The sequence below is a fragment of the Pseudooceanicola nanhaiensis genome (assembly GCF_020171315.1).
GTDB lineage: Bacteria > Pseudomonadota > Alphaproteobacteria > Rhodobacterales > Rhodobacteraceae > Pseudooceanicola > Pseudooceanicola nanhaiensis_A.
Genome location: NZ_JAIUZP010000012.1, coordinates 44,495 through 70,215 on the forward strand (window position 1 = coordinate 44,495; position 25,721 = coordinate 70,215).

Annotated in this window: 21 protein-coding genes; 14 read left to right on the plus strand and 7 right to left on the minus strand. The window is 67.3% G+C overall.

All coding sequences use genetic code 11. The features are described from left to right. The first annotated feature begins 36 nt into the window (after positions 1–36). Together LCM32_RS18470 and LCM32_RS18475 are read left to right on the plus strand one after the other, a co-directional pair. Positions 37–1,698, plus strand: a complete 1,662-nt coding sequence (locus tag LCM32_RS18470; RefSeq protein WP_224822570.1) for an amidohydrolase — start codon at positions 37–39, stop codon at positions 1,696–1,698. A gap of 228 nt (positions 1,699–1,926) precedes the next feature. Next, on the plus strand, positions 1,927–3,231 hold the full coding sequence (locus LCM32_RS18475) for an MFS transporter (protein ID WP_224822571.1): 1,305 nt from the start codon (positions 1,927–1,929) through the stop codon (positions 3,229–3,231). A gap of 92 nt (positions 3,232–3,323) precedes the next feature. On the opposite strand, the gene LCM32_RS18480 is transcribed toward LCM32_RS18475, so the two are convergent. Further along, a complete protein-coding gene (locus tag LCM32_RS18480; RefSeq protein WP_224822572.1) occupies positions 3,324–4,370 on the minus strand; it encodes a phosphotriesterase in 1,047 nt (348 codons plus the stop codon). Position 4,371: 1 nt separating this feature from the next. Continuing rightward, on the minus strand, positions 4,372–5,667 hold the full coding sequence (locus tag LCM32_RS18485; RefSeq protein ID WP_224822573.1) for an aspartate aminotransferase family protein: 1,296 nt from the start codon (positions 5,665–5,667) through the stop codon (positions 4,372–4,374). A gap of 200 nt (positions 5,668–5,867) precedes the next feature. Here LCM32_RS18485 and LCM32_RS18490 point away from each other — a divergent pair, with 200 nt between their 5' ends. After that, positions 5,868–6,587, plus strand: coding sequence for a TetR/AcrR family transcriptional regulator (locus LCM32_RS18490; RefSeq protein ID WP_224822574.1), 720 nt, complete (start codon positions 5,868–5,870; stop codon positions 6,585–6,587). A gap of 70 nt (positions 6,588–6,657) precedes the next feature. On the opposite strand, the gene fabI is transcribed toward LCM32_RS18490, so the two are convergent. After that, entirely contained in the window at positions 6,658–7,422 is a 765-nt protein-coding gene (fabI, locus tag LCM32_RS18495) for an enoyl-ACP reductase FabI (RefSeq protein ID WP_224822575.1), read from the minus strand. Between the two features lie 147 nt (positions 7,423–7,569). Next, a complete protein-coding gene (locus tag LCM32_RS18500) occupies positions 7,570–8,331 on the minus strand; it encodes an IclR family transcriptional regulator (RefSeq protein ID WP_224822576.1) in 762 nt (253 codons plus the stop codon). Positions 8,332–8,461: 130 nt separating this feature from the next. Here LCM32_RS18500 and LCM32_RS18505 point away from each other — a divergent pair, with 130 nt between their 5' ends. Genes LCM32_RS18505 through pcaF form a run of 3 tightly spaced genes read left to right on the plus strand, consistent with a single transcriptional unit; the run spans position 8,462 to position 11,055 of the window. Next, complete coding sequence (locus LCM32_RS18505) at positions 8,462–9,169, plus strand: 3-oxoacid CoA-transferase subunit A (RefSeq protein WP_224822577.1); 708 nt, start codon at positions 8,462–8,464, stop codon at positions 9,167–9,169. Then, positions 9,169–9,843, plus strand: coding sequence for a 3-oxoacid CoA-transferase subunit B (locus tag LCM32_RS18510; RefSeq protein ID WP_224822663.1), 675 nt, complete (start codon positions 9,169–9,171; stop codon positions 9,841–9,843). The genes LCM32_RS18505 and LCM32_RS18510 overlap by 1 nt, the downstream gene beginning before the upstream one ends. A 12-nt stretch (positions 9,844–9,855) precedes the next feature. Then, positions 9,856–11,055, plus strand: coding sequence for a 3-oxoadipyl-CoA thiolase (gene pcaF / locus LCM32_RS18515; protein WP_224822578.1), 1,200 nt, complete (start codon positions 9,856–9,858; stop codon positions 11,053–11,055). Positions 11,056–11,256: 201 nt separating this feature from the next. Here pcaF and LCM32_RS18520 read toward each other — a convergent pair whose 3' ends face one another. From LCM32_RS18520 to LCM32_RS18530, 3 genes are all read right to left on the minus strand, one after another. Continuing rightward, positions 11,257–13,203, minus strand: a complete 1,947-nt coding sequence (locus tag LCM32_RS18520; RefSeq protein ID WP_224822579.1) for a MacB family efflux pump subunit — start codon at positions 13,201–13,203, stop codon at positions 11,257–11,259. Between the two features lies 1 nt (position 13,204). Further along, on the minus strand, positions 13,205–14,368 hold the full coding sequence (locus tag LCM32_RS18525) for an efflux RND transporter periplasmic adaptor subunit (RefSeq protein ID WP_224822580.1): 1,164 nt from the start codon (positions 14,366–14,368) through the stop codon (positions 13,205–13,207). Positions 14,369–14,572: 204 nt separating this feature from the next. After that, positions 14,573–15,700 (minus strand): THUMP domain-containing class I SAM-dependent RNA methyltransferase, encoded by a 1,128-nt coding sequence (locus LCM32_RS18530; protein WP_224822581.1) that lies wholly within the window; start codon positions 15,698–15,700, stop codon positions 14,573–14,575. Positions 15,701–16,175: 475 nt separating this feature from the next. On the opposite strand from LCM32_RS18530, the gene LCM32_RS18535 reads away from it, so the two are divergent. The 8 genes from LCM32_RS18535 (at position 16,176) to LCM32_RS18570 (ending at position 25,665) form a co-directional block, all read left to right on the plus strand. After that, positions 16,176–17,237: a dipeptidase gene (locus LCM32_RS18535; RefSeq protein ID WP_224822582.1), complete on the plus strand. Its 1,062-nt coding sequence runs from the start codon at positions 16,176–16,178 to the stop codon at positions 17,235–17,237. A gap of 52 nt (positions 17,238–17,289) precedes the next feature. Then, complete coding sequence (locus tag LCM32_RS18540) at positions 17,290–18,891, plus strand: ABC transporter substrate-binding protein (RefSeq protein WP_224822583.1); 1,602 nt, start codon at positions 17,290–17,292, stop codon at positions 18,889–18,891. Between the two features lie 51 nt (positions 18,892–18,942). Further along, entirely contained in the window at positions 18,943–19,962 is a 1,020-nt protein-coding gene (locus tag LCM32_RS18545) for an ABC transporter permease (RefSeq protein ID WP_263618239.1), read from the plus strand. Next, positions 19,959–20,894 carry an ABC transporter permease gene (locus tag LCM32_RS18550; RefSeq protein WP_224822585.1) on the plus strand — a complete coding sequence of 312 codons (936 nt, stop codon included), beginning with the start codon at positions 19,959–19,961 and terminating at the stop codon, positions 20,892–20,894. The genes LCM32_RS18545 and LCM32_RS18550 overlap by 4 nt, the downstream gene beginning before the upstream one ends. Beyond that, positions 20,891–21,748, plus strand: a complete 858-nt coding sequence (locus tag LCM32_RS18555; RefSeq protein WP_222493475.1) for an ABC transporter ATP-binding protein — start codon at positions 20,891–20,893, stop codon at positions 21,746–21,748. The genes LCM32_RS18550 and LCM32_RS18555 overlap by 4 nt, the downstream gene beginning before the upstream one ends. Beyond that, a complete protein-coding gene (locus LCM32_RS18560; protein WP_224822586.1) occupies positions 21,745–22,497 on the plus strand; it encodes an ABC transporter ATP-binding protein in 753 nt (250 codons plus the stop codon). Before LCM32_RS18555 ends, LCM32_RS18560 begins: the two co-directional genes overlap by 4 nt. Before the next feature lie 416 nt (positions 22,498–22,913). Next, the gene (locus tag LCM32_RS18565; protein ID WP_224822587.1) at positions 22,914–23,576 is read left to right on the plus strand and encodes a DUF1236 domain-containing protein; all 663 of its coding nucleotides are present in this window, start codon (positions 22,914–22,916) and stop codon (positions 23,574–23,576) included. A 292-nt stretch (positions 23,577–23,868) separates the two neighbouring features. Further along, complete coding sequence (locus tag LCM32_RS18570) at positions 23,869–25,665, plus strand: ABC transporter transmembrane domain-containing protein (protein WP_224822588.1); 1,797 nt, start codon at positions 23,869–23,871, stop codon at positions 25,663–25,665. The last annotated feature ends 56 nt before the right edge of the window (positions 25,666–25,721 follow it).

The window sequence follows — 25,721 nt, forward strand, 5'->3', positions numbered from 1 at the left end:
CCTTCTCGTTTGCCCCATACGTTGACGGAGCGCCCCATGCAGACCCCCGACCTGATCATCGCCAATGGCCGCCTCATGACCTTCGATCCGGCGCGCCCCATGGCCGAGGCCATCGCCATCGCGGATGGCCGCATCATGGCCGTCGGCACCACCGAAGCGATCCGCATGCTGGCCGGGCGCGGCACCCGCGTCGTCGATGCCGGGCAGGCGACGGTCATGCCCGGGTTCATCGACAGCCACGTCCACCTCTTCGGCGGCTCGGCCGAACTCGACTACCTCGACCTCTTCGGCGTGACCGGCTTCGATGCGGTGACCGCGAAGGTCCGCGCCTATGCCGAAACCTGCCCGGCGGGCGAGGTCGTCTTTGCCATCATGGCCGACTACGCGATCTTCGGCGCGGGGCATCAGACCACGCGCCACGATCTCGACCGGGTGCTGCCCGACCGGCCCTTCGCCATCTTCGCCCCGGATCATCACACCATGTGGGCCAATACGAAGGCGCTGGAAATGGGCGGCGTCCTGCAGGGCGGCGAGGTCGAGAAGGGATCGGAGATCGTCATGGGCGCGGACGGTCTTGCCGCTGGTGAGTTGCGCGAATCCGGGGCCTTCGGTCCGGTGCTGAGCTGCACCCGCTATGGCGGGCGGGAGCTGATGGGCATGGTGACCGGCGCGGACCCGGTGGACGCGGGCCCGGCAGAACGCGCGATGGATCGCGACGTGCTGGCACGGGGGCTGAAACACTGTGCCCGTCAGGGGATCACCGGGTTGCACAACATGGACGGCAATTTCTACACCGCCGAGCTGCTGCAGGATCTCGACGCTGACGGGCGGCTGCTGTGCCGGACCGAGATCCCGTTCCACTACAAGAATTTCGATCCCCTCGACCGGTTCGAGGAGGCCGAGGAAATGCGTCGCCGCTTCACCGGCGACCGTGTCTGGTGCAACCGGGTGAAGTTCTTCATGGACGGCGTGGTGGAGAGCGGCACCGCGCTGATGCTGCGGCCCTACCCGAACAGCGAGAGCATCGGCGACGCGATCTTCGAGACCGACCACTTCAACGCGGCGATTGCCCGGGCCGATGCCGCGGGCTTCCAGATCGCGGTCCATGCCATCGGCGACCGGGCCGTGCGCCAGACCCTCGATGCCTACGAGGCCGCGCAGGTGGCCAACGGGGTGCGCGACAGCCGCCACCGGATCGAGCATATCGAGACGCTGCATCCCGATGATCTGCCGCGCTTTGCGGAGCTGGGCGTCGTGGCCTCGATCCAGCCCGGCCATGCGCCGCGCGGGGGCTACTTCCCGCCCCACGGGCTGGATGCGCGCCTGCACGCAGACCAGATCCCGCTGGCCTTCGCATGGCAGGACATCCGCGAGACCGGCGCGCGGGTCTGCTTCTCGACCGACTGGCCGGTGATCCCGGTGGACGTGATGCGCACGATCAAGGCCGCCGTCGCGCCGCAGGCACTGCCCGCGCCGTGGAAGGACCAGCGCCAGTCGCTCTTCGACACGCTGAAGAGCTACACCGCCGACAACGCCTGGGTCGGGTTCCAGGAGGACCGGCTGGGGCAGCTCAAGCCCGGGATGCTGGCCGACGTGGTGATGCTCTCGCAGGATATCGAGGCCGTCGATCCGGAGGACCTGCCCAAGGTCAGCGCCGACATGACGATCTGCGGCGGAACGATCACCTGGGAGGCATGACCTCCCGGGTCTGCGTCGGGTCTTGAGAGAGGCAGTCCACCCGGGCTGCCTCTTTCTCATTGCGCGCCTGAACTGCCCGGACAGGGCCGTCCGGGTGCGGCGTTTGGTGCAACCCCGTTATGCGAAAGCAATTTTCCTGCGCTATACGGGTTACAGGCGATCCAACGTTGCGTTAACGAGCCGTGTTTCCGCAACGGATACGACTTTAACGAAACTGGAATCCCTCCCATGCCCAACGGTACCACCCTCGAGGTGCCCGCTGGTGCGGCAAGGACCGCGACGCCGTCCAACTCCCCGGCCCGCGTCCTGCTGGCCAGCCTCATCGGCACCACCATCGAATTCTTCGACTTCTACGTTTACGCGACCGCCGCCGTGCTGGTCTTCCCGTCGCTGTTCTTCCCCAACAGCGACCCGATGACCGCGCTTCTGGCCTCCTTCGCGACCTTCTCCATCGCCTTCTTCGCCCGTCCCTTCGGCGCGATCGTCTTTGGCCACTACGGCGACCGGATCGGCCGCAAGGCCACGCTGGTCGCGGCCCTGCTGACGATGGGCATCTCGACCGTGGTGATCGGCTTGCTGCCGACCTACGAAACCATTGGCGTTGTCGCGCCGCTGCTGCTGGCGCTCTGCCGCTTCGGCCAGGGCTTCGGCCTCGGCGGGGAGTGGGGCGGTGCCGTGCTGATGGCGACCGAAAACGCCCCCGAGGGCAAGCGCAGCTGGTACGGGATGTTCCCGCAGCTTGGCGCGCCCGTGGGCCTCTTCCTGTCCTCCGGCATGTTCTGGATCCTGCTGCACTTCATGCCGCAGGAAGACCTGCTGTCCTGGGGCTGGCGCGTGCCCTTCCTGTCCTCGATCGTGCTGATCGTGGTCGGTATGTGGGTGCGTCTGTCGATCACCGAAACGCCGGATTTCCAGAAGGCCATCGAGAAGGAAGAGCGGGTCTCCGTGCCCGTGGTCGAGGTCTTCAAGAACCACAAGCTCAGCCTCGTGCTGGGGACCTTCGTGGCGCTGGCGACCTTCGTGCTGTTCTACATCGGCACCGCCTACCTGCTGTCCTACAACGTCAAGGTCGTGGGCATTCCCTTCCTCGACGCGCTGGAAATCCAGCTCTGGGGGGCGATCGTCTTCGGTCTCTTCATCCCGGTGGCGGGCAAGCTGGCAGATCGCTTCGGCCGTCGTCAGGTGCTGACCGTGACCACGATCCTGATCGCGCTCTTCTCCTTCCTCGTGCCGGTGCTGATGACCGACAACGAAGGCCGCATCTTTGCCTTCGTGACGCTGGCGATGCTGCTCATGGGGCTGACCTACGGCCTGATCGGGACCGCGCTTGCCGCGCCCTTCCCGACCCATGTGCGCTACACCGGCTCGTCGATCACCTTCAACTTCGCGGGGATCTTCGGGGCCTCGCTGGCGCCCTACATCGCGACCTACCTTCAGTCGCACTACGGCATGGCCTATGTCGGCTACTACCTGCTGGCCGCCGCGCTGATCACGCTGCTCTGCATCTTCGCCTCGGCGAAGGGCAAGGTGTGATCCGGGCCTGATAGGGTCGAGACAATGAGAAAGGCCGCCCTTCGGGGCGGCCTTTTGCGTTGCGGTCTCGCGTCTTCCGACGCGCCCGGGCGTCAGACGAAGGTCAGCAGCCTGCGCGGCGTTTCCACCATGATCCGGGTGATCTCCGCCTCGGTGAAACCGCGCCGCCGCATCAGCGGCAGGACGTTGGCAAAGATATGCTGGAAGCCATGCCCGCCGAACCGCTCCAGCCGCCCCTTGGTGCAGATGTCGTGGCTGATCAGGATCTGGTCGAGGTGCCCGCGCGCGATCAGCTTGCGCAGCCATTGCAGACGCACGCCGTCGTTGGGCAGGTCGATGTCCGGGTTGGGCCAGTAGTAGGTCGTCTCCCAGCCGAAGAGATCGTATTCGATCACCACGCCTGTATCGGCGAGGCGGAAGAGCGTGTCTTCATCAAAGATCGTCCGGTCGATATGGCTGAGGATCACGCGGTCCATCGGCGCGCCCCGGGCGGCGCAGAAGGCGGCCACCTCCTGCGGCTGGTCCTTCATCCGCCCCGGGTGGACGTTGAGCGCGGCCCCGGTGGCCGCCTGCGCCGCAAGCGCGCCCTCCATCACCCGCTTCTCCTGATCGGTCCAGGGGGTCTGGCAGCCGATCTCGCCGATGATGCCCGCCCGGGCGCTGTCGCCCCATGCGCTGTCGAGGATCTGCCCGCTGATCTCCTCGGCGAAGCTTTCGGCCGAACGCTCGGCATTGGCCGCGTCCTGATAGGCGTTCACGTAGTGGCCCGAGCCCATGATGATCGGCAGCCCCGTGCGCTCCGACACAGAGCGCAGCATGGCTGGCCGGGGGCCGAGGCCGCCCACGGTCAGGTCCACCACGGTGCGCCCGCCTGCCTTCTTCATCTCCGCCAGTTCGGTGACGACGATGTCCTCGCTCTCGATCCGGAACTCGTCCGAGAAGAACTCCTGCCCGTAGCGCGCCCGGAAGCAGTTGCACATGTCGAGCGGCTCGTGCCGCATGTCCTCCTGCGCCAGATGCGGCGGCGTCAGGTCGATGAAGAGATGTTCGTGCATCAGCACCTGACCGAGGTCCGCCGGGTCGATCAGCCCGGTGACGGTCTGGACCTTGCCGGTCAGGTCGGAACGGGTCAGCGCCATCTCAGGCCTCCTCGGTCAGCATGTCGCGGTGGCGCAGCAGGAAGGCCTCCGCCGCCGCAAGAAATCCCTGCGTCTCTTCCTGACCCAATGGCAGCGACAGCGCAATGAGCCCGCGTGCGGCGAAGTAGTAGCCTGCCTCCAGCATCTCGAACTGGAGCAGGCGGCGCAGCAGCTCGGCCCGCTCCGGCTGGGCAGAGACGCCGTGGATGTTCATGATCGACCCGAGGCCCGAGACACGATACGGCGCCGCATGGCGCGTGAACAGCTCCGTCAGGGCGGTGCGGAAGGCCTCGCCGCGGTCAAAGAGTGCCTCCAGCGCCTCAGCCGTCAGCAGGTGGTCGCAGGCGGCGATCCCTGCCGACATGGTCAGCGTGTTGTTGTTGAACGTGCCTGCGTGGGGCAGGGCGCCGGGCGTGGCGGGATCGAACCGGGCCATCAACTCGCGCCGCCCGCCAAAGGCCCCGAAGGCCAGCCCGCCGCCGAAGAACTTGCCGATGACCGTCAGGTCCGGCGTGATCCCCAGCCGGTCCTGCATCCCGCCACGGGCCATCCGTGCTGTCTGCACCTCGTCGAAGATCAGCACGGCGCCGGCCTCGGCCGTCAGGCGCCGCGCGGCCGCGAGGAACGCAGGCGTGCCCGGGGCGCAGCCGCCCGCGCCCAGCATCGGCTCCACCACCAGCGCGGCGATGTCCGTGTGCGCAGCAAAGGCCGCCTCCAGCGCGGAGACGTCGTTGTAGGGCAGCACCAGCCAGTCGTGCGGGGCGTTGACCGGCGATCCGCCGCCGCCAAAGCTCATCAGCCCGCCGTGGTAGCCGCCGTCGAAGACCACGATACGCCCCCGGCCCGTGACGGCCTTGGCAAGGGCCACGGCCATCAGGTTGGCCTCGGTCCCCGAGTTGCAGAACCGCAAGAGGTCCATCGAGGGGAAGCGTGCCACCAGGCGTTCCGCCAGCCCGATCTCGGCCTCGGTATGAGAGGAGAGGTTGATGCCCTTGGCATGGGCCTCGGCCACGGCCTGCGCCAGCAGGGGCGAGGAATGGCCGAAGATGCCCGCGGTGAACTCGCCAAGGAAATCGACGAAGCTGTGGCCATCCACGTCGGTCAGGCGGCAGCCGGTGCCGGAAGCGATGCAGAGCGGGAAGGGCCCGGACCAGAGCGAGGACCGCGTATTGCCCCCGGGCATCACCGCGCGGGCCTGCTCCAGACGGGCGCGGCTGGTCGGGTGGTTGTCCTCGTAGCGGCCCTCAGCCAGAGCGAAGGCGCGACCAAGGGCGCTGTTGGGCAGGGAGGGCGTCATGCGGGGGTCTCACACATGGATCGTTGAACCTTCGGCTGTGACGGGCGCACTTCCTCATCGTTATACGGCGTATAGCATTCCTGCAAGTCTCTCCGACGCCATAGAGCGCCACGTCGCGCTGGACTCGCGTCAGGTGCGACCATAACGTGCAAAGCCGGGGACGATTGCGACCATGAAGGGGGAGCTCCATGGCGGATGGTATGGGTACTGGCGTTGAAGACGCCGCGACGGCCGGGGGGCGCAAACGCGCGGGACGGGCAGAACTGTCACCGGAGAAGGTGCTGGCGAAAGCCATCGAGGTGATTGACAGCGACGGGCTGGAGGCATTCTCGATGCGCCATCTGGCCAAGGGTCTGGGCGTAACGCCCATGGCGCTCTACTGGCATTATCCCAAGCGGCACGACCTTGTGCGCGCAGTGGTGGCAGAGGTGCTTGCGGGTGTCGTTCCGGCGACGGCCACCCACTGGGAGGAATGGCTGCGCGATTACATGCACCGCTTCCGGGCGGCCATCACGCGCCATCCCAACGTGGCCCCGCTGATCGGCGGCCAGCTGATTTCCAACGTCTCGGGCAATCTCGACATGATCGAGGCGCTGCTGACCCGCCTGCAGGAGGCCGGCGTGCCTGACCACAAGATGGTGCAGGCCTACAACAGCGTCATCGGCGGCATGGTCGGCTTCGTCTCGCAGGAATTCGCGCTCGTGCCCTCCAGTTCCGACGACGGCTGGGACGGGCGGATGAAGGAAGTGATCGGCGGGATCGATGCCGAGCGTCATCCGCATCTCCACGCGATGCGGTCGCGCATGGAAAACCGCAGTTTCATCCTGCGGTGGGAAAATGGCGCGACACGCCCGATGGATGACAGCTTCGACACCTTCACCGAGGTGATGATCGCAGGCATCCGCGCGTTGACCGTCTGAGGCGGTCAGCCGCACGGGACGCGGCCCGCCCCGCTACCGGGCAACGATCCGGGGGCAGGGCCGCGCGACGTTAGCCAACGATATGATAGCCGCCGTCGATGTAATGCACGTCGCCGGTGATCGTCTTCGCGCCGTCGGAGGCCAGGAAGGCCGCATAGGCCCCCACGTCCTCCAGCGTGGCGAGGTGGTGCATCGGCACCTTCTCGGCGTTCTTCGCCAGCAGGTCATCGAAATGGCCGATGCCGCTGGCGGCGCGGGTCTTAAGCGGCCCGGGGGAGAGGGCGTTCACCCGGATGCCTTTTTCACCCAGTTCGGCGGCCATGTACTTGGTGACGGATTCCAGCGCGGCCTTCACCGGGCCCATGACGTTGTAGTTCTCCACCACCTTCTCGGCGCCGTAGTAGCTGACCGTCATGCAGCTGCCGCCGGAGGTCATCAGCGGCTCTGACTTGCGCACGAGGTGGAGGAAGGAGCCGACGGAGATGTCCATCGCCATCTGGAACCCGCCGCGCGAACAATCCGTGACGCGGCCATGCAGGTCGTCCTTGGGGCAGAAGGCGATGGAGTGCAGCAGGATGTCGAGCTGCCCCCACTCCTCGGTCAGCGTGTCGAAGAGCGCGTCGATCTGCGCCTCTTCGGTCACGTCGAGCGGGGCGAAGACCTTGGCGCCAAGGGCCTCGGCCAGCGGGCGCACATGGGGTTCGGCCTTGGCGTTGAGATAGGTCACGGCCAGTTCGGCCCCGGCCTCCTTCAACGCCTTGGCGCAGCCCCAGGCCACGGACTGGTCGTTCGCGATACCGACGATGAGCGCCTTGCGGCCTTCGAGAGAGAACATGGGGACCTCCGGACTGGATAAAGACAGGTCCTGTGTCGCGCGTCGCGGTGGCAAACGCGTAACGAAAAATGCCGCAACGCGGCGTAAGCCGGCGCCGCGGCGCGTGGCTGCCGATTTCCGGGGCGTCCTGCCGCCGCCTGCGGCAGGTCAGGGCAGAATGCGTCGCAGGCCCGATTGCACCTTCAGCAGCGGCGGCAGGAACTCTGCCACCACCGTCTCCGGCCCGTCCTGCGTCGCCGCGAAGCCGGTGTTCAGCGCCGCCACCACGCGGCCCGCGCTGTTGTAGAGCGGGATCGCGAGAGAGCGCAGGCCCAGCTCGATCTCCTGGTCGATGACGGCATAGCCATCGGCGCGGACCTGCGCCAATCGGGCCATGATCTCCTCCGGGTCGCTGAGCGAGCGCGGTGTGCGCGGGCTGAGGTCAGAGCGTTCGATCACTGCGCGGGCCTCCTCCTCGGGCAGGGCGGCCAACAAGATGCGCCCCATCGAGGTGCAATGGGCGGGCAGGCGCGAGCCGGGCATCAGGCCGATCGACATCACCCGGCGCTGCGCCGCACGGGCGAGGTAGACGATCTCCGTCTCGTCGAGGATCGAGACCGAGGTCGACTGCCCGATCTGGTCCGAAAGCTGGTCCAGCCACGGCTGCACGATATGGGGCAGGGGCAGGGCCGCCAGCGCCCCCATCCCCAGCCGCATCACCCGGGGCGTCAGCTGGAAGAACTTGCCGTCGTAATCCGCATAGCCCAGCCGGTGCAGCGTCAGCAGGCAGCGCCGCGCCGTGGCCCGGTCGAGCCCCGTCGACTCGGCCGCCTCAGAGATAGACAGCCGGGGGTGATCGGCGCTGAAACACTCGATCACCTGCAGTCCTTTCGCCAGCGAGGCGATGAAATCGGTCGACTTGTTCACCATGCGCACAAACGAAGCCGCAGTATGAACAAATGTCAATATGCGCACGGGGGCGATGGTCATACGGCTGTTACGGGGCTAGCAACATGCCGCTGCGGCGGCCTTCCGGGCGGCCGCGACAGAGGAGAATGCCATGGACAAGACACTCGCCACCCTGGCGGAGACCGTCGCGGATATCCCCGACGGCGCCACGGTCATGATCGGCGGCTTCGGCGGCTCCGGCGCGCCGGTAGAGCTGATCCACGCCCTGATCGACGCCGGTCCCAAGGACCTGACCGTGATCAACAACAACGCTGGCACCGGCCGGATCGGGATCGCCGCGATGATCGACGCCGGCATGGTCCGGAAGATGATCTGCTCCTTCCCCAAGTCGTCGGACCCGCGCGCCTTCACCGAGCGCTACCTCGCCGGCGAGATCGAGCTGGAACTGGTGCCGCAGGGCACGCTGGCCGAGCGTATCCGCGCCGCGGGCGCAGGGATCCCGGCCTTCTACACGCCGACCTCCTACGGGACCGAACTGGCCGAGGGCAAACCTGTCCATGAGTTCGACGGGCGGCCCTATGTGCAGGAACGCTGGCTCAAGGCCGACTACGCGCTGGTCAAGGCCGAGCTGGGCGATGCCATGGGCAACCTGACCTATCGGCTGGCCGCGCGGAACTTCAACCCGATCATGTGCATGGCGGCCACCACCACCATCGCGCAGGTGTCCAAGATCGTGCCGGTCGGCGGGATCGACGCCGAGCAGGTGATCACCCCCGGCATCTTCGTCAACCGCGTCGTCGAAGTGCCGAACCCGCAGCAGGAAGAGCTGCTGATCCGTTCGGGAGCGACCTACGCATGATGGACGATATCAAACTTTCCAACGACCAGATCGCCTGGCGTGCCGCGCAGGACATCGAGGACGGCGCCTATGTGAACCTTGGCATCGGCTTCCCGGAGAAGGTGGCGCAATTCACCGTCGAGGGCCGCGAGCCGGTGTTCCACTCCGAGAACGGTGTGCTGGGCTTCGGCCCCGCGCCGAAACCGGGCGAAGAGGACTGGGACCTGATCAACGCCGGCAAGAAGGCCGTGACGCTGAAGCCGGGTGCTGCCTTCTTCCACCACGCCGACAGCTTCTCGATGGTGCGCGGTGGCCACCTCGACGTGGCGATCCTCGGCGCGCTGCAGGTGGCCCAGACCGGTGACCTCGCCAACTGGCGCGTGGGCAACAAGGGCGTGCCCGCCGTGGGTGGGGCCATGGACCTCGTGCACGGGGCCAAGCGCGTGGCGGTGATCACCGATCACGTCACCAAGAACGGCGACCCCAAGCTGGTCGAGACCTGCACCTTCCCGCTGACCGGCGTGCAATGCGTGACCCGGGTCTACACCTCGCTCGCCGTGGTCGACATCGAGGACGGCCATTTCGTCCTGCGCGAGAAGCTGCCGCAGATCAGCTTCGACGAGCTGCAGGCCGTGACCGGGGCCGCGCTGAAGACCCAGGGCGAGGTCGGCGACCTCGTCGTGCCGGAACTCTGAGGAGGAGGAAAGATGACCGACGTTTACATTTGCGCCTATACCCGCACCCCCATCGGCCGCTTCGGCGGCACGCTGGCCCCGGTGCGGGCCGATGACCTTGGCGCGATCCCGCTCAAGGCCCTGATGGCGGCCCATGACTTCGACTGGACCGCTGTCGATGAGGTGCTCTTCGGCTGCGCCAACCAGGCTGGTGAAGACAACCGCAACGTGGCGCGCATGTCCTCGCTGCTGGCGGGCCTGCCCGACAGCGTGCCGGGCGGCACGATCAACCGGCTCTGCGGCTCCGGCATGGATGCGATCATCACCGGCGCCCGCGCGATCAAGGCCGGCGAGGCCGAGCTGATCGTGGCCGGCGGTGTCGAAAGCATGACCCGCGCGCCCTTCGTGATGCCCAAGGCCACCACCGCCTTCAGCCGCTCGAACGAGGTCTTCGACACCACGATCGGCTGGCGCTTCGTCAACCCGCTGATGAAGAAGCAATACGGCGTGGATTCGATGCCCGAGACGGGCGAGAACGTGGCCGAGGACTTCAACATCTCGCGTGAAGACCAGGACGCCTTCGCCCTGCGCTCGCAGCAGAAGGCCGCCGCGGCCATCGCCTCGGGCCGTCTGGCCAAGGAGATCACCCCGGTGACCATCCCGCAGCGCCGCAAGGACCCGATCGTCTTCACCACGGACGAGCATCCGCGCGAAACCACGCTGGAGAAACTGGCCGCCCTGCCGACGCCCTTCCGCGAAGGCGGGTCGGTCACGGCGGGCAACGCCTCGGGCGTGAACGACGGCGCGGCCGCGCTGATCCTCGCCTCGGAAGCCGCGATCAAGACCCACGGGCTGACCCCGATCGCCCGCGTCCTCGGCGGGGCCACCGCCGGTGTCGCGCCGCGGATCATGGGCTTCGGCCCCGCGCCCGCGTCCAAGAAGCTGATGGCCCGCCTCGGCCTCAAGATCGACGACTTCGACGTGATCGAGCTGAACGAGGCCTTCGCCTCCCAAGGGCTCGCCACGCTGCGCGACCTCGGCGTGGCCGACGATGACGCCCGGGTGAACCCCAACGGCGGCGCCATCGCGCTGGGCCACCCGCTCGGCATGTCGGGCGCCCGGATCACCGGCACCGCCGCGCTCGAGATGAAGCTGAACGGCGGCAAGCGGGCGCTGGCCTGCATGTGCATCGGCGTGGGCCAAGGCATCGCCATCGCGCTGGAAGCCGTCTGAGGCACGCCTCACGGACAGGGAAAAGGCCCCGGGAAACCGGGGCCATTTGCGTTTCCCTCTCCGTCGGGCAACCTCGATTTTGCGAAAAATCTTGGGAAAATTCTTCGAATAATTTTCCGCGCCCCGGGCGGGCGGCCCGCGTCCCTGACCGGAACATGCGCAGGTGCCGGACCGTTTTCTGCGCAGGAAACGGCGGGCGCCTCACTCGCGGCTCAGCGCCTCCACCGGGTCGAGCTGCGCGGCCGAGCGGGCGGGCAGGAAGCCGAAGGTCACCCCGATCAGCGTCGAGGAGAGGAAGGCCGCCAGCATCGCCACCAGCGAGAAGCTGAGCCGCAGATCGGCGTTGAGCTCGGTCACCAGCGCGCCGCCCGCAAGTGCTGCCAGCACCCCCAGCACCCCGCCCACGAGGCAGACCAGCACCGCCTCGATCAGGAACTGGCTCACGATGTCCGAGCGCCGCGCGCCGATGGCGATGCGCACGCCGATCTCCTTCGTCCGCTCGGTCACCGAAACCAGCATGATGTTCATCACCCCGATGCCGCCCACGATCAGCGAGATCACGGCGATCATCGCCACCAGCAGCGTCATGGTCTGGGTGGTGGAGGTGATCGTCTCACGGATCGTGTCGGAGTTCTGCAGGAAGAAGTCCTTGGTCCCGTGCCGCTGCAACATCAGCGCCTCGATCTGCGCCTCCGCGGTGGCCATGTCGTAATCGTCCGACACCCGGACGCCGATGCTGTCCACGTTGTCCTGCCCGGTGATCCGCGACATCGAGGTGGTATAGGGCACCCAGACGTTCAGCGAGGAGGGGCCGAAGCTGGCCCCGGAGGAGCGCACCACCCCGATCACCCGCACCGGCACCCGGCCCAGCAGGAGCACCTCGCCGATCGGGTCCTGCCCGCTTTCGAAGAAGGTGTCGCGTGTGTCCTCGTCGATCACCGCGACCTGCGCCCGGTCGGTCACCAGCACGGCGTCGAAGACGCTGCCGGTGACGGTCTGGTAGGAATGCACGTCGAAATAATCGCCGCTGACCCCGTTGATCGTGGCCGTGGCCTCGGTATTGCCATAGATCACCGAGGCCGAGGAGGAGACCGCAGGCGAGACGCCGAGCGCATAGTCCTGAAGGCTCAGCGCATCCGCATCCGCCGGCACCAGCGTCTTGATCCGGCTGGCGCCCCGTGCGCCGAAGCCGCTGCCCGCCCGGACGGTGATCGTGTTGGTGCCGAGCGAGGAGATATCCTCGAGGATCTTCTCTTGGCTCCCGGTGCCGAGCGCCACCACCAGCACCACCGAGGCGATGCCGATGATGATCCCCAGCATGGTCAGGAAGCTGCGCAGCCGATGCGCCAGCATGGCGCGCAGCGACATGGTCGCGGCTTCCTTCAGGCGCAGCAGCCCGGCCATCGGGCCGGTCTTCTGGGGCCGCTGGGGCAGGCGCTCGGGCTGGGCCGGGGCGTCGGCCTTCTTGCGCGTGTCCGCGGTGATGCGGCCGTCGCTGATCTCGATCACCCGATGGGCATGGGCGGCGACCTCGGGGTCGTGGGTCACCATGACGATCGTGTGGCCGCGGGCGTTCAGGTCCAGCAGCAGGGCGATCAACTCGGCGCTCGACTTGGTGTCGAGCGCGCCGGTGGGCTCGTCCGCGAGGATCACCTCGCCGCCGTTCATCAGCGCCCGCGCGACGGACACCCGCTGCTGCTGGCCGCCCGACAGCTCCGAGGGGCGGTGGTCGAGGCGGCTTTCCAGCCCCAGTTGCGCCAACAGGTCGGCGGCGCGGTCGCGGCGGCTGGCGCGGGTCTCGCCGGCATAGATCGCGGGCACCTCCACGTTGCCCACGGCGTCGAGATCGGGCAGCAGCTGGTAGCGCTGGAAGATGAAGCCGAAATGCTCGCGCCGCAGCCGGGCCAGCTCGTCGGGCTCCAGCCGGGACACATCCTGCCCGTCGAAATGGTAGGTGCCGCTGGTGGCGCGGTCGAGACAGCCGAGGATGTTCATCAGCGTCGACTTGCCTGAGCCTGAGGCGCCGATGATCGCCACCAGCTCGCCCGGATGAATGTCGAGGTCCACGTCGCGCAGCACGGTGATCGTCTCCGATCCCGCCTGGAAGCTGCGGGTGATGCCGCGGACGGAAATCAGCGGATCGGTCATGTCAGAACCCCATCGGGGGCGGGCCCCCGCGGCTCGACGATGTGCTGCTGGCCGCTGCCACGGCCGCGCCGGTCACCACGCGGTCGCCCTCGGAAAGGCCAGAGGTGATCTGCGCCGTGACCTTGTTGTTCAGCCCGACCTCGACCGCCACGCTGCGCGGCGCGCCGGTCGCCGAGTCCACCACCTGCACCGTATAGCCGCTGCGGGCAGAGCCCTTCAGCGCGGCGGCGGGCAGGGTCAGCACGCCCTCCGCCCGGTCCAGCACGATGGAGACCTGCGTCGTCATCCCGATCCGCAGGGTATGGTCCGGGTTCTCCACGTCGAAGAGCCCGTTGTAATAGATCGCCTCGTCGGTCGAGATCGTGTCGCTGTCCTTGATCTCGGAGGGGGCAGGCTCCACGTCGCGCACGGTGGCGGTGAACTGCTGCTCCGGCTCGCCGAGGATGGTGAAGCGCACCTCCTGACCGGCGCGCACATGGACCACGTCGGCCTCCGAGATCTCGGCCTTCACCACCATCTGGTCGAGGTTGGCCAGCTTCACGATCGTGGGCGCATCGGTGTTGGCGTTCACCGTCTGGCCCTCGTTCACCACGATGGCCACGACGGTGCCGGTGATCGGCGCGGTGATCCGGGTGCGGTCCAGCGCGATCTGCGCGGTGGAGACGGTGACCTCGGCCTTGTCCTTCTGGGCGGCGAGCGCGGCGAGATCGGCCTTGTAGACCTGCACGTCGGCGGTCGCGCTCTCCACGTCCACCTGAGAAGTGTAGTTCTGCGCCTGCAGCTTCTCGGCCCGTTCCAGCAACAGCTGCGCCTTGCGCAGGTTGGCCTCGTTCGCGGCGATCTGGGCCTCGATCTGGGCGAGGTCCGCCTTGGCCTCCAGCACGTCGTTCTGCTGGTCCTGATTGTCGATCTGGGCGATCAGGTCGCCTTCCTGCACCTGCTGGCCCAGTGTCACGGCCAGCGTATCGACCTGACCGGAGACCCGCGCCCCGACCGAGATCAGCTGCTGCGCCTCGATGATGCCGGAGGCAAGGACGGTTTCCTCGACGGTGCCCCGGGCGACAGGCGCGGTGGTCAGCTGCGCCGGCGGCTCAGGCTTGAAAAACTGGGTCCAGACGGCATAGCCGCCGCCCCCGAGAAGCAGCAGCACGATCGCGATTTTCAAGTATTTGGGCATCCGGCAGCCTTTCCCCGCGTTCCGGTTCCATCGTGACGTGACACGCGCGGCGGGGTGGTTTCCGTCGCAACCGTGACGCGGCGTCACGGGACGCGGCGGGGGTGGAGTGCTGAACGGTCGGGCTGTGACGTGGCCGAATTGAGCCGGATGGGGCCCGGGTCGCGCCCGGATCAGGCCCGGATCAGGCAGGCGTCAGGGCAGGGGATCGGTGAGGAACAGCGTGACCTTCAGCCCGCCATGGGCAATCGGCGCCTGCGTGGGCAGGAAGGGCAGGGCGGTGGCCTTGGCCAGCCCCGCGTCCGAGGTCACGATGCCCACGCGCCAGCCGCTGAACCGTTCCTTCAGCACCGTGCCCATGGCGCCATGGAGCGCGAAGAGCATCTTCCGGTTGCCGATCCGCGTGCCGTAGGGCGGGTTGATCATGACGAGGCCCGGCGGGCCGTCGGGGCGCTGCACCTCGCTGAGGGGCGCGCAATGGAACCGGGTGATCCCGGCCACGCCCGCCCGTTCCGCATTGGCGGTGGAGGCGCGCACCGCGCCCTGATCCCGGTCGGAGCCGTAGAAGATCTGCGCCGTCTCGCGCGCCGGGCCGCTGCGGCGCAGGGCCTCGCAGGCAGCGGCGTCATAGGTGGCGAGGTCCTCGAAGGCGAAGCGCCGGGCCCGGCCGGGTTGCAGGCCAAGCGCGATTTCCGCCGCCTCGATCGGGAAGGTGCCCGAGCCGCACATCGGGTCCAGCACCGGCTCGTCCCCGGTATAGCCGCAGCCGCGCAGCAGCAGGGCGGCCATGGTCTCGCGCATGGGCGCCTTCACCACCGCCGTCTTGTGGCCGCGCTTGTGCAGCCCCTCGCCGGAGGTGTCGACGCTGAAGGTCACGAGGTTGTCGTCGATCCGCACCTTCAGCACCAGCGACGCCTCGGGCGAGATCGTCGCGCCGAGGCTTTCCTTCAGCGCGGTCTCGATCCGCTGGGTCGCGGCCCCGGCGTGGTAGATCTTGGACTTCTGCGTTGTCGTCTCGACCCGCAGCGGCACATCGGCGCGCAGCACGTCCGACCACGGGAATTTCCGCGACCGCTTGTCGAGCTGGGCAAGGTGGAAGGCGCGGAACTCGCCGATCCGCACCAGCACACGGCTGGCGCCGCGCAGCTCGAGGTTGGCGCGCCAGACATCGGGCCAGCCGCCGCGGCAGGTGACACCGCCGGGCAGTTGCGTGGCGCCCTTGAACCCGGCCTCGCGCACCTCGTCGAGCAGAAGCGCCTCCAGCCCCGGCGGGCAGGAGAGGAAGATCTCGAAATCGGTCGGGGCGGTGGCGGTCTGGGTCATGGGGCCTTCTATCCGGTTGCGGGGCAGGGGGCGAGAGGGAAACCGCCTGCCCGGATCGGGCGCGGTTGCATGCTTTTCGCATGTTTTTTGGCCCGGCCCCCTTGGCAATGCAGTCCGCGCAGATAGGCTGGCGCGCAGCGAGTCCCCCGATCCGCGACCCGTGCCCCGGCGACCGTCCCATCGACCCCGCGCAGGAGAACCACATGACAATCCTCTTTGCCGGCCTCCCTGACGCGGCGACGACTGGGGCGAACGGAGCGCCGGAACCGGGCGCAGGCCTGCCTCCGGGCCGTATGCTGCCCCGTTTCACGCGCCGCCTCGCGCCCCGTCTCGATCGGCCGCGCGCCGCTTTTCCACCTGATCCGGCCCGACATCAGGGTTTTCCTGCACGTCACACGGCCCGGGGCCGCGACGTCATCTTTGCATCGGTCAAAAGGCCGGTGCCACATTCCTCCATCACGTGAAAGTTAACACAATGACCAACGACGCCACTCACCCCCTCATCTTCGACGGCCACAACGACCTCGTCCTGCGCCTGCTGACCGGCAAGGTCACCGCCGCGCAGGTCGCCGAGGGCCTCGAAGACGGCCATATCGACCTGCCGCGCAGCCGCGCGGGCGGGTTCGCGGGGGGCTTCTTTGCCATCTTCGTCCCCAGCCCGGCGGACAATTCGCTGGCCAAGGACGCGATGCGCGCGGCGGAATACGACCTGCCGCTGCCCGCGATGTTGGACCAGCAGATGGCGCTGACCGAAACGCTGAAGGGCTTCGATCACTTCGACGCGCTGGAAGCGGCGGGTGTCATTAAGACCTGCACCACCGTGGCCGAACTGGAAGCCGCGCTGCCGGGCGACGCCATGGCCTGCGTGCGCCACATCGAGGGCGCCGAGGCGATCGGCCCCGACATGGAGGCGCTGCACCAGCTTTACGCCCGCGGCCTGCGGTCGCTGGGCCCGGTCTGGAGCCGCCCGACGATCTTCGCCGAGGGCGTGCCCTTCCGCTACCCGTCCTCGCCGGACATCGGCGGCGGACTGACCGAGGCCGGCAAGGCGCTGGTGAAGGAATGCAACACGCTCGGCATCATGCTGGACCTGTCGCATATGAACGAAAAGGGCTTCGACGACGTGGCGGCCCTGTCGGATGCGCCGCTGGTGGCGACTCACTCCAACGCCTGGGCGATCTGCCCCCATGCCCGCAACCTCACAGACCGGCAGCTTTCGGTCATCGCGGAAAGCGACGGAATGGTGGGCATCAACTTTGCCTCCGGCTTCCTGCGCCCGGACGGCCAGATGGATGGCGACTTTTCCCTTGACGTGATGATGCAGCATCTTGACCATCTGATCAAAATGCTGGGCGAGGACCGGGTCGGTATGGGCTCGGACTTTGACGGCGCCACCATTCCGGAGGGGATCAAGGACATCGCGGGGCTGCCTGCCCTGCGCGATGCGATGCGGAGCCACGGTGTCGATGCGGCACTGATGGACAAGCTTTGCTACGGCAACTGGATGCGCGTTCTTAGGAAAACCTGGGGCGCATGAGAAAACCGACAAGGTTTCACCCATAACCCGACCAACCACAGGGAGAGTACCAATGAAAACGTTTACCAATTTCGGCAAGGCGGCGCTGGTCGCCACGCTGCTCGGCAGCGTCGCACTGCCGGCCTTCGCGGAAACGCCGCCGAACATGCTGGTGATCGCGAACCGGATCGACGACATCAAGACTTTCGACCCGGCGGAAAGCTTCGAATTCGCGGGCGCCGACGTGTCGCGCAACGTCTACGAGAAGCTGGTGAACTTTGACCCGCTCGACCTCGACGCGGGCTATGCGCCTCAGCTGGCCGCCAGCTGGGACGTCTCCGAGGATGGCAAGACCATCACCTTCACCATGGCGGATGGCCATGTCTTCGCCTCCGGCAACCCGGTGACGGCCAAGGACGCCGAATTCTCGCTGCGCCGCGCGGTGCTGCTGAACAAGACCCCCTCGTTCATCCTGACCCAGTTCGGCTTCACCGCCGACAACGTCGAGGACACGATCAAGGCGACCGATGACAAGACCCTCGTCATCACGCTCGACAAGCAATACGCGCTGTCCTTCGTGCTGAACTGCCTGACCGCCACCATCGGCGGCATCGTCGACAGCGAAACCGTCATGGCGAACGAGACCGACGGCGACATGGGCAACGCGTGGCTGCGCACCAACACCGCCGGTTCCGGCCCCTACAAGGTGCTGGACTGGAAGCCGAACGAGTCGGTCATGATGGACCTGAACCCGAACTACGGCGGCGACGAGCCGGCGATGAAGCGGGTGATCGTGCAGCACATCCAGGAATCCGCCACCCAGCGTCTGCAGCTGGAACGCGGTGACATCGACATCGCGCGCAACCTCTCGCCCGAAGACGTGGCCGGCCTCGAAGGCAACGCCGACGTCAAGGTCGTGGACGAGCTGCGCGGCCGCCTGATGTACTGGTCCGCGAACCAGAAGGTCGAGGCGCTGACCGATCCCAAGGTCCTCGAGGCGATGAAATACGCCGTCGATTACAAGGGCATGGCGGACAGCTTCCTCAAGGGGCAGTACACCGTCCAGCAGGCCTTCCTGCCGCTGACCTTCCTCGGCGCGCTGGAAGACAAGCCCTTCGCCTTCGACATCGAGAAGGCGAAATCGCTGATGGCCGAAAGCGGCTATCCCGATGGCTTCGACCTGAAGATCTCGGTGCGTGAAGCACAGGAGCGGATCGACATCGCGCAGTCGCTGCAGAACACTTGGGGCCAGATCGGCATCAACGTGGAACTGATCGTCGGCACCGGCGCCCAGACCCTCGACCGCTACCGCGCGCGTGAGCACGACATCTACGTCGGCGCATGGGGCCCGGACTATCCCGACCCCAACACCAACGCGGGCACCTTCGCCTACAACCCCGACAACTCCGACGAGGCTGGCGCCACCGGCCTGCTGGCCTGGCGGAACGCCTGGGGCATCCCCGAGATGAGCGAAGAAACCCTCGCCGCCGTGGTCGAGAACGACACCGAGAAGCGGAAAGAGATGTATCTCGCGCTTCAGAAGGAGTTCCAGCAGGTCAGCCCCTTCGGCGTCATGTTCCAGCAGATCGAACAGAACGCCATGGCGTCGAGCGTCGAGAACTTCGTGGCCGGTGGGGCAACCACCGCCGTCTCCTACTGGGTCATCACCAAGTAAGTCGCAGAGATAGTGGCACAGACAACATCCCAGAAGGGCGGGCAGCGCAGGCTGCCCGTCCCCTCGTGGCTCCGCAAGACGCTGACCACGTTCGCGACCGTGGCGATCACGCTGCTCGGTCTTCTTTTCGTGACATTCATGATCGGGCGCGTCATGCCGATCGACCCGGTTCTCGCCGTCATCGGCGAACGGGCCACACAGGCGCAATACGACGAGGCCTACCTCGCGCTCGGGCTCGACAAGCCGCTGCTGGTGCAGTTCGGCATCTATGTGACCGATGTGCTCCACGGTGACTTCGGCACCTCGATCCGCACCGGGAAGCAGGTGAGCGAGGACATCGCACGGGTCTTCCCCGCCACGCTGGAACTGGCCACGCTGGGCACGCTGATCGGCGTCGTCCTCGGCGTTCCGCTGGGCGTGCTGGCCGCGGTCTACCGCGGCAGCTGGATCGACCAGATCTCGCGCTTCGTCGGCCTCATCGGGTATTCCATGCCGATCTTCTGGCTGGGCATGATGGGTCTTCTGATCTTCTACGGTATCCTCGGCTGGGTCGCGGGACCGGGCCGTCTGGGCGTCTTCTACCAGGGCCTCGTGCCGGACCGGACCGGGCTGCTGCTGCTCGACGCGATGATCGCGGGCGACTGGACCGTCTTCAAGGACGCGCTGTCGCACATCATCCTGCCGGCCTGCCTGCTGGGCTATTACTCGCTGGCCTACATCAGCCGGATGACGCGGTCCTTCATGCTGGAACAGCTGAACGCCGAATACGTCACCACCGCGCGGGTCAAGGGCCTGAGCGAATGGGACGTGGTCTGGAAACACGCGTTCCGCAACATCTCCATCCAGCTGATCACGGTGATCGCGCTGGCCTACGCCAACCTGCTCGAAGGCTCGGTCCTGACCGAGATCATCTTCGCATGGCCCGGCATCGGCAGCTACATCACCACCTCGCTGCTTTCCAATGACATGAACTCGGTGCTGGGCGGCACGGTGGTCATCGGCACGGTCTTCGTGGCGCTGAACATCTTCTCCGACCTGCTGTACCGCTTCTTCGATCCGAGGGCGAAATGACACAGCCCACAGCAAAACCCCAAGAGACCCTCGGCTGGCGTGCCTGGCTGACGGCGGATGTGCCCGCCTCTCGCGCGCAGGCGCGGGCGGCGGCCTGGTTCAACGGCTGGCTCCGCTTCCGGTCCAACACGCTGGCGATGGTCGGCCTGATCATCCTGCTCTTCATCATCCTCTGCGCGGTCTTCGCGCCGCTGCTGGCGACGCATGATCCCTTCGTGCAGAACCTCGGCAACCGGCTTCAGCCGCCGGGCGCGGACGGCCATATCTTCGGCACCGACAGCCTTGGCCGCGACATCTACTCGCGGCTGCTCTTCGGGGCCCGTATCTCGATCTACATCGTGCTGCTGGTGGCCCTCGTGGCGCCGCTGCTGGGGCTGATCGTGGGCACCATCGCGGGCTATGCCGGCGGCTGGGTCGACGTGACCCTGATGCGGTTCACCGACATCTTCCTCGCCTTCCCGCGGCTGATCCTTGCGCTGGCCTTCGTGGCCGCGCTCGGCGCCGGGATCGAGAATGCCGTGCTGGCGATCTCGCTCACCGCATGGCCACCCTATGCGCGGATCGCCCGGGCCGAGACGCTGACCATCCGCAACTCGGACTTCATCCACGCGGTGCGCCTGCAGGGCGCGGGCCCGGTGCGGATCATCACGCGCCACATCTGGCCGCTCTGCATCTCCTCGCTCGTCATCCGCGTCACGCTGGACATGGCAGGCATCATCCTGACCGCGGCGGGCCTCGGCTTCCTCGGCCTTGGCGCACAGCCGCCGAGCCCGGAATGGGGCGCGATGATCGCCGAGGGGCGCAAGTACATCCTCGACTACTGGTGGGTCGCCACGATCCCCGGTCTCGCCATCTTCTCGATCTCGCTGGCCTTCAACCTTCTGGGCGACGGTCTGCGCGATGTGCTGGACCCGAAGGAGGCCGGACGATGAGCCATCTTCTGGACGTTGAAAACCTCTGGGTGAAATTCCCCACCCGCAACGGCGTCTTCGACGCGGTGCGCGGCATCTCCTTCTCGCTGGGGCGCGAGCGCCTCGGCATCGTGGGGGAGTCCGGCTCGGGCAAGTCCATGACCGGGCGGGCGGTGCTGCAGCTGATCCGCAAGCCGGGCCGGGTCGAGGCCGACCGGATGGAGATGAACGGCACCGACCTGCTGGGCGCCTCCGACAAGGCGATGCGCAAGATCCGGGGCCGCCATATCTCGATGATCATGCAGGACCCGAAGTATTCGCTGAACCCGGTGATGACCGTGGGCCAGCAGATCATCGAGGCCCTGCGCACCCACGAGAAGGTCTCGCAAGCGGAAGCCCGCAAGCGCGCGCTGGAGATGCTGGACGCCGTGGCGATCCGCGATCCCGAGCGTGTCATGGGCCTCTACCCGCACGAGGTCTCGGGCGGGATGGGGCAGCGGATCATGATTGCCATGATGCTGATCCCGAACCCCGAGATCCTGATCGCGGACGAACCCACCTCGGCGCTGGACGTCTCGGTCCAGCTTCAGGTGCTCGAGATCATGGACAAGCTGGTGAAGGACCGGGGCATGGGGCTGATCTTTATCAGCCATGACCTGAACCTTGTCTCCAAGTTCTGCGACCGTGTCGTGATCATGTATGCCGGGCGGATCGTGGAGGTCTGCGAGGCCTCCAAGCTGCACGAGGCCAAGCATCCCTATACCCAGGGTCTGCTGAACTCGGTGCCCGATCTCGTCCATCCCCGCCCGCGGCTGGAGGTGCTGACGCGCGATCCGGCGTGGCGCGAGGCCCCATCGGTGAGTGCCCTGCTATGAGTGCGATCGACATCAACGCGCTGAACGTCTGGTTCGGCGAAGGCGACGACCGCAACCACGCGGTCAAGAACGTCTCCCTCAAGATCGCCAAGGGCGAGAGCTTCGGCCTCGTGGGCGAATCCGGGTCGGGCAAGTCCACCGTGCTGCGCACGCTGGTCGGCCTCGTGGATGACTGGGACGGTCGGATGGAGGTCGACGGCAAGGTGCTGGGCCGCAAGCGGGACGGGGCCTTCTACAAGACCGTACAGATGGTCTTCCAGGACCCCTACGCCTCGCTGCATCCGCGCATGACCGTGGACCAGGTGCTGAGCGAAGTGCTCAAGCTCCACGGCTTCAAGGACGTGAACGACCGGGTGAACCGCCTGCTGGAGCAGGTGGGCCTCGGCGGCGGGTTCCGCTTCCGCTATCCGCACCAGCTGTCCGGCGGGCAGCGGCAGCGGGTGGCCATCGCCCGGGCACTGGCGCCCGAGCCGCGCATCCTGCTGCTGGACGAGCCGACCTCGGCGCTGGACGTCTCGGTGCAGGCGGAGATCCTGAACCTGCTGACCGACCTGCGGGCCGAGTTCGGGCTGACCTACCTGATGGTCTCCCACGACCTCGGCGTGATCGGCCACATGTGCGAGCGGATCGCGGTGATGCAGTTCGGCGAGATCGTCGAGGAACTGGACGTGGAGAACATGCGCAAGCTGAGCGCCACCCACGCCTATACCAAGCACCTGCTGGAAAGCTCGCTCGGCAGCGTCCGCTGAGCGGCGCAGAGAGACACCGAAAGGGCCGTCCGGGAAACCGGGCGGCCCTTTTGCTTTGGCGTCGTGGCCTGTGGCGCGACATGTGAGGTCCTCCTCCGCTACAGGCCTGCCGCCTGACCCCTTCCTGCCTGTTCCTGTCCGGACACGGCCCGCCGGGCCCTGCACCTAGGGCCATCTACCCCGCTCTAGCGGGCCGCGCGGCAGCGCATAGCCGAACCTCCTAAAGTTCCACGCAAAATTCGCCTGCGCGCACTCCCGCCTGTTTTCGCCCTTCCCGTCAGCGTCTCCCCGCCTGAGCGCCCTTCCCGCCGAAAAAGGGGGGAACAGACCTCGCCCCTCGCGGTTCTCTCCCCACGATGCCGGCGGCGAGGAGGCCCCGGCCAGCCAACGAAGACTTGTCTGAAGAGGAGACACCCATGTTCGGTAAACTCGTTACCCTCACCACCGCCGGCGTTCTGGCGACGACCACCGCAGCCTTCGCAGCCACCGATGCGACCGCCGTCACCGACCTGAACCTGCGTGCAGGCCCCTCGACGCAATCCGCCGTCATCGGCGTGATCCCGAACCAGTCCGCGGTGTCGATCACCGAATGCTATGGCACCGGCGAATGGTGCGAGGTCAGCTACAACGGTCAGGAAGGCTGGGCCTACAGCCCCTATCTGACCGCAGCCCTGAGCGGCACGCCCGAGCCCGTGGTGGTCTATGACAACCGTCAGGCGCTCGACATTCAGACGGTCGAGAAGAAAGGCACCAAGGAAGAAGGCGCGCTTGTCGGCGGTGCCGCAGCCGGTGCACTTGCCGCCTCGCTGGCCGCAGGCCCGATTGGCGTGGCCGGTGCCGCCATCGCCGGTGCCGTGGCGGGCTCCGCCTCGCAGCCCGGTGACGAGGTGACGACCTATGTTCGCCAGAACCCGACCCAGCCGGTCTACCTGAACGGTGAAGTGGTCGTGGGCGCAGGCGTGCCGCAGGAAGTCACCCTCCAGCCGGTGCCGGAGAGCGATTATTCCTACGTCTACATGAACGGCGTGCCGGCGATCGTGAACCCGGCGGACCGGACGGTGGTTCAGGTCGTCCGCTAACGACCCGCGAAGGCCCGAATGAGGGGCGGCCCTGCGCACAGCGCGCCCGGCCCTCGCGATAGCCTGACCCCGACGACCCGCGCGTCCCTCCCGGATGGCGCGCGTGGCCCGGTCCGCATCGCGGGCCGGGCCTTTGTCCATCCAGCCCCATGCCGGTTCCGTGTTGCCGCCGGGCAAACCCGCGTGAGCGGCATGCTGTCCCCTTGACCCGCGTGGCCCCGCCCTGCATGACAGCCGCGGACAGGCGGGCGGGGGCGTCCTCCTGTGCCCAGTAGCAGGGGAGACAGTGAATATGGCGCGCAGACCCGTGGACCCGGCCGCAGCTGACCGGGACAAGTCCCGCAACGTGGGCGCGCTGCGCGAGCTCTGGCCCTACCTTGCCCCCTATCGTCGCCTGATGGCCGGCGCGATCCTCGCCCTCGTGCTGACGGCCTGTGTCTCGCTGATCCTGCCCATGGCCGTGCGCCGGGTGATCGACAACTTCGGCGCGGGCGAGACCCAGATCCTCGACATCTACTTCGGCGCGGCCATCGGCATCGCCGCGCTTCTCGCGCTTGGCACCGGGCTGCGCTACGCGCTTGTCACCCGGCTGGGCGAACGGGTGGTGGCCGATATCCGCAAGGCCGTCTTCGGCCGGGTCATCTCGATGAGCCCCACCTTCTACGAGAGCCACATGACCGGCGAGGTCCTCAGCCGGATCACCACGGACACGACGCTGATCCAGTCGGTCATCGGCTCCTCCGTCTCGATCGCGCTGCGCAACATGCTGATCTTCGCGGGCGGCATGGTTCTGATGCTCTTCACCTCGGCCAAGCTGACCGGGCTGGTCCTGCTGATCGTGCCGCTGGTGATCGTGCCGATCCTCGTGCTCGGCCGTCGCCTGCGGGCGCTCAGCCGCGAGAACCAGGACTGGATCGCGCAATCCTCCGGCAATGCCTCCGAGGCGTTGCTGTCGGTGCAGACGGTGCAGGCCTTCACCCACGAGGCGCCCACGCGCACGGCCTTCGACACGGTGACGGAGCAGAGCTTCGACGCCGCCCGCCGCCGCATCTCGACCCGGGCGCTGATGACGGTGATCGTGATCTTCCTGATCTTCACCGGCGTTGTCGGCGTGCTCTGGATCGGGGCCCATGACGTGCGCGCGGGCACCATGTCCTCGGGCGCGCTGGTGCAATTCGTGATCTACGCGGTCATGGTCGCGGGCGCGGTCGGCGCGCTTTCCGAGATCTGGGGCGAGTTGCAGCGCGCCGCCGGTGCGACCGAGCGGCTGGTGGAACTGCTGCGCGCGCAGGACAGCGTCACCGATCCGGTGGCCCCCGTTTCGCTGCCCGCGCCGGTGCGCGGCGGCCTGCGGTTCGAGAATGTCAGCTTCCGCTACCCCTCGCGTCCGACGCAATCGGCGCTGGAGGACATCGACCTGACGATCCAGCCCGGCGAGACGGTGGCCTTCGTCGGCCCATCGGGGGCGGGCAAGTCGACGATCATCCAGATGATCCTGCGCTTCTACGATCCGGCGGCAGGGCGCATCACCCTCGACGACACCGACATCTCCGAGATCACCCGCCACGATCTGCGCCAGTCTCTGGCGCTGGTGCCGCAGGACCCGGTGATCTTTGCCGCCTCCGCGCGGGAGAATATCCGTTTCGGCAAGCCCGGCGCCTCGGACGAGGCGGTCGAGGCCGCTGCCAAGGCCGCCGCGGCCCATGACTTCATCGTGGCCCTGCCGCAAGGCTACGACAGCCCGGTGGGCGAGCGCGGCGTGATGCTGTCGGGCGGCCAGAAGCAGCGCATCGCCATCGCGCGCGCCATCCTGCGCGATGCGCCGGTGCTTCTGCTGGACGAGGCGACCTCGGCACTGGATGCGGAGAGCGAGCGGCTGGTGCAGCAGGCGGTGGACGAACTGTCGAAGGGCCGCACGACGCTGATCGTCGCGCACCGCCTCGCAACGGTGAAGAAGGCCGACCGCATCGTGGTGATGGAAGAGGGCCGCATCGTGGCGCAGGGGTCGCACGATCAGCTGGTCACGCAGGACGGTCTCTATGCCCGGCTCGCGCGGCTGCAGTTCACCGACGGTATCGCCGCGGAGTGATCCCCGGCGCCCTGCCGGATCCTGCCATCGAAGACGTGAAAAGAGGCTGAGGGGAG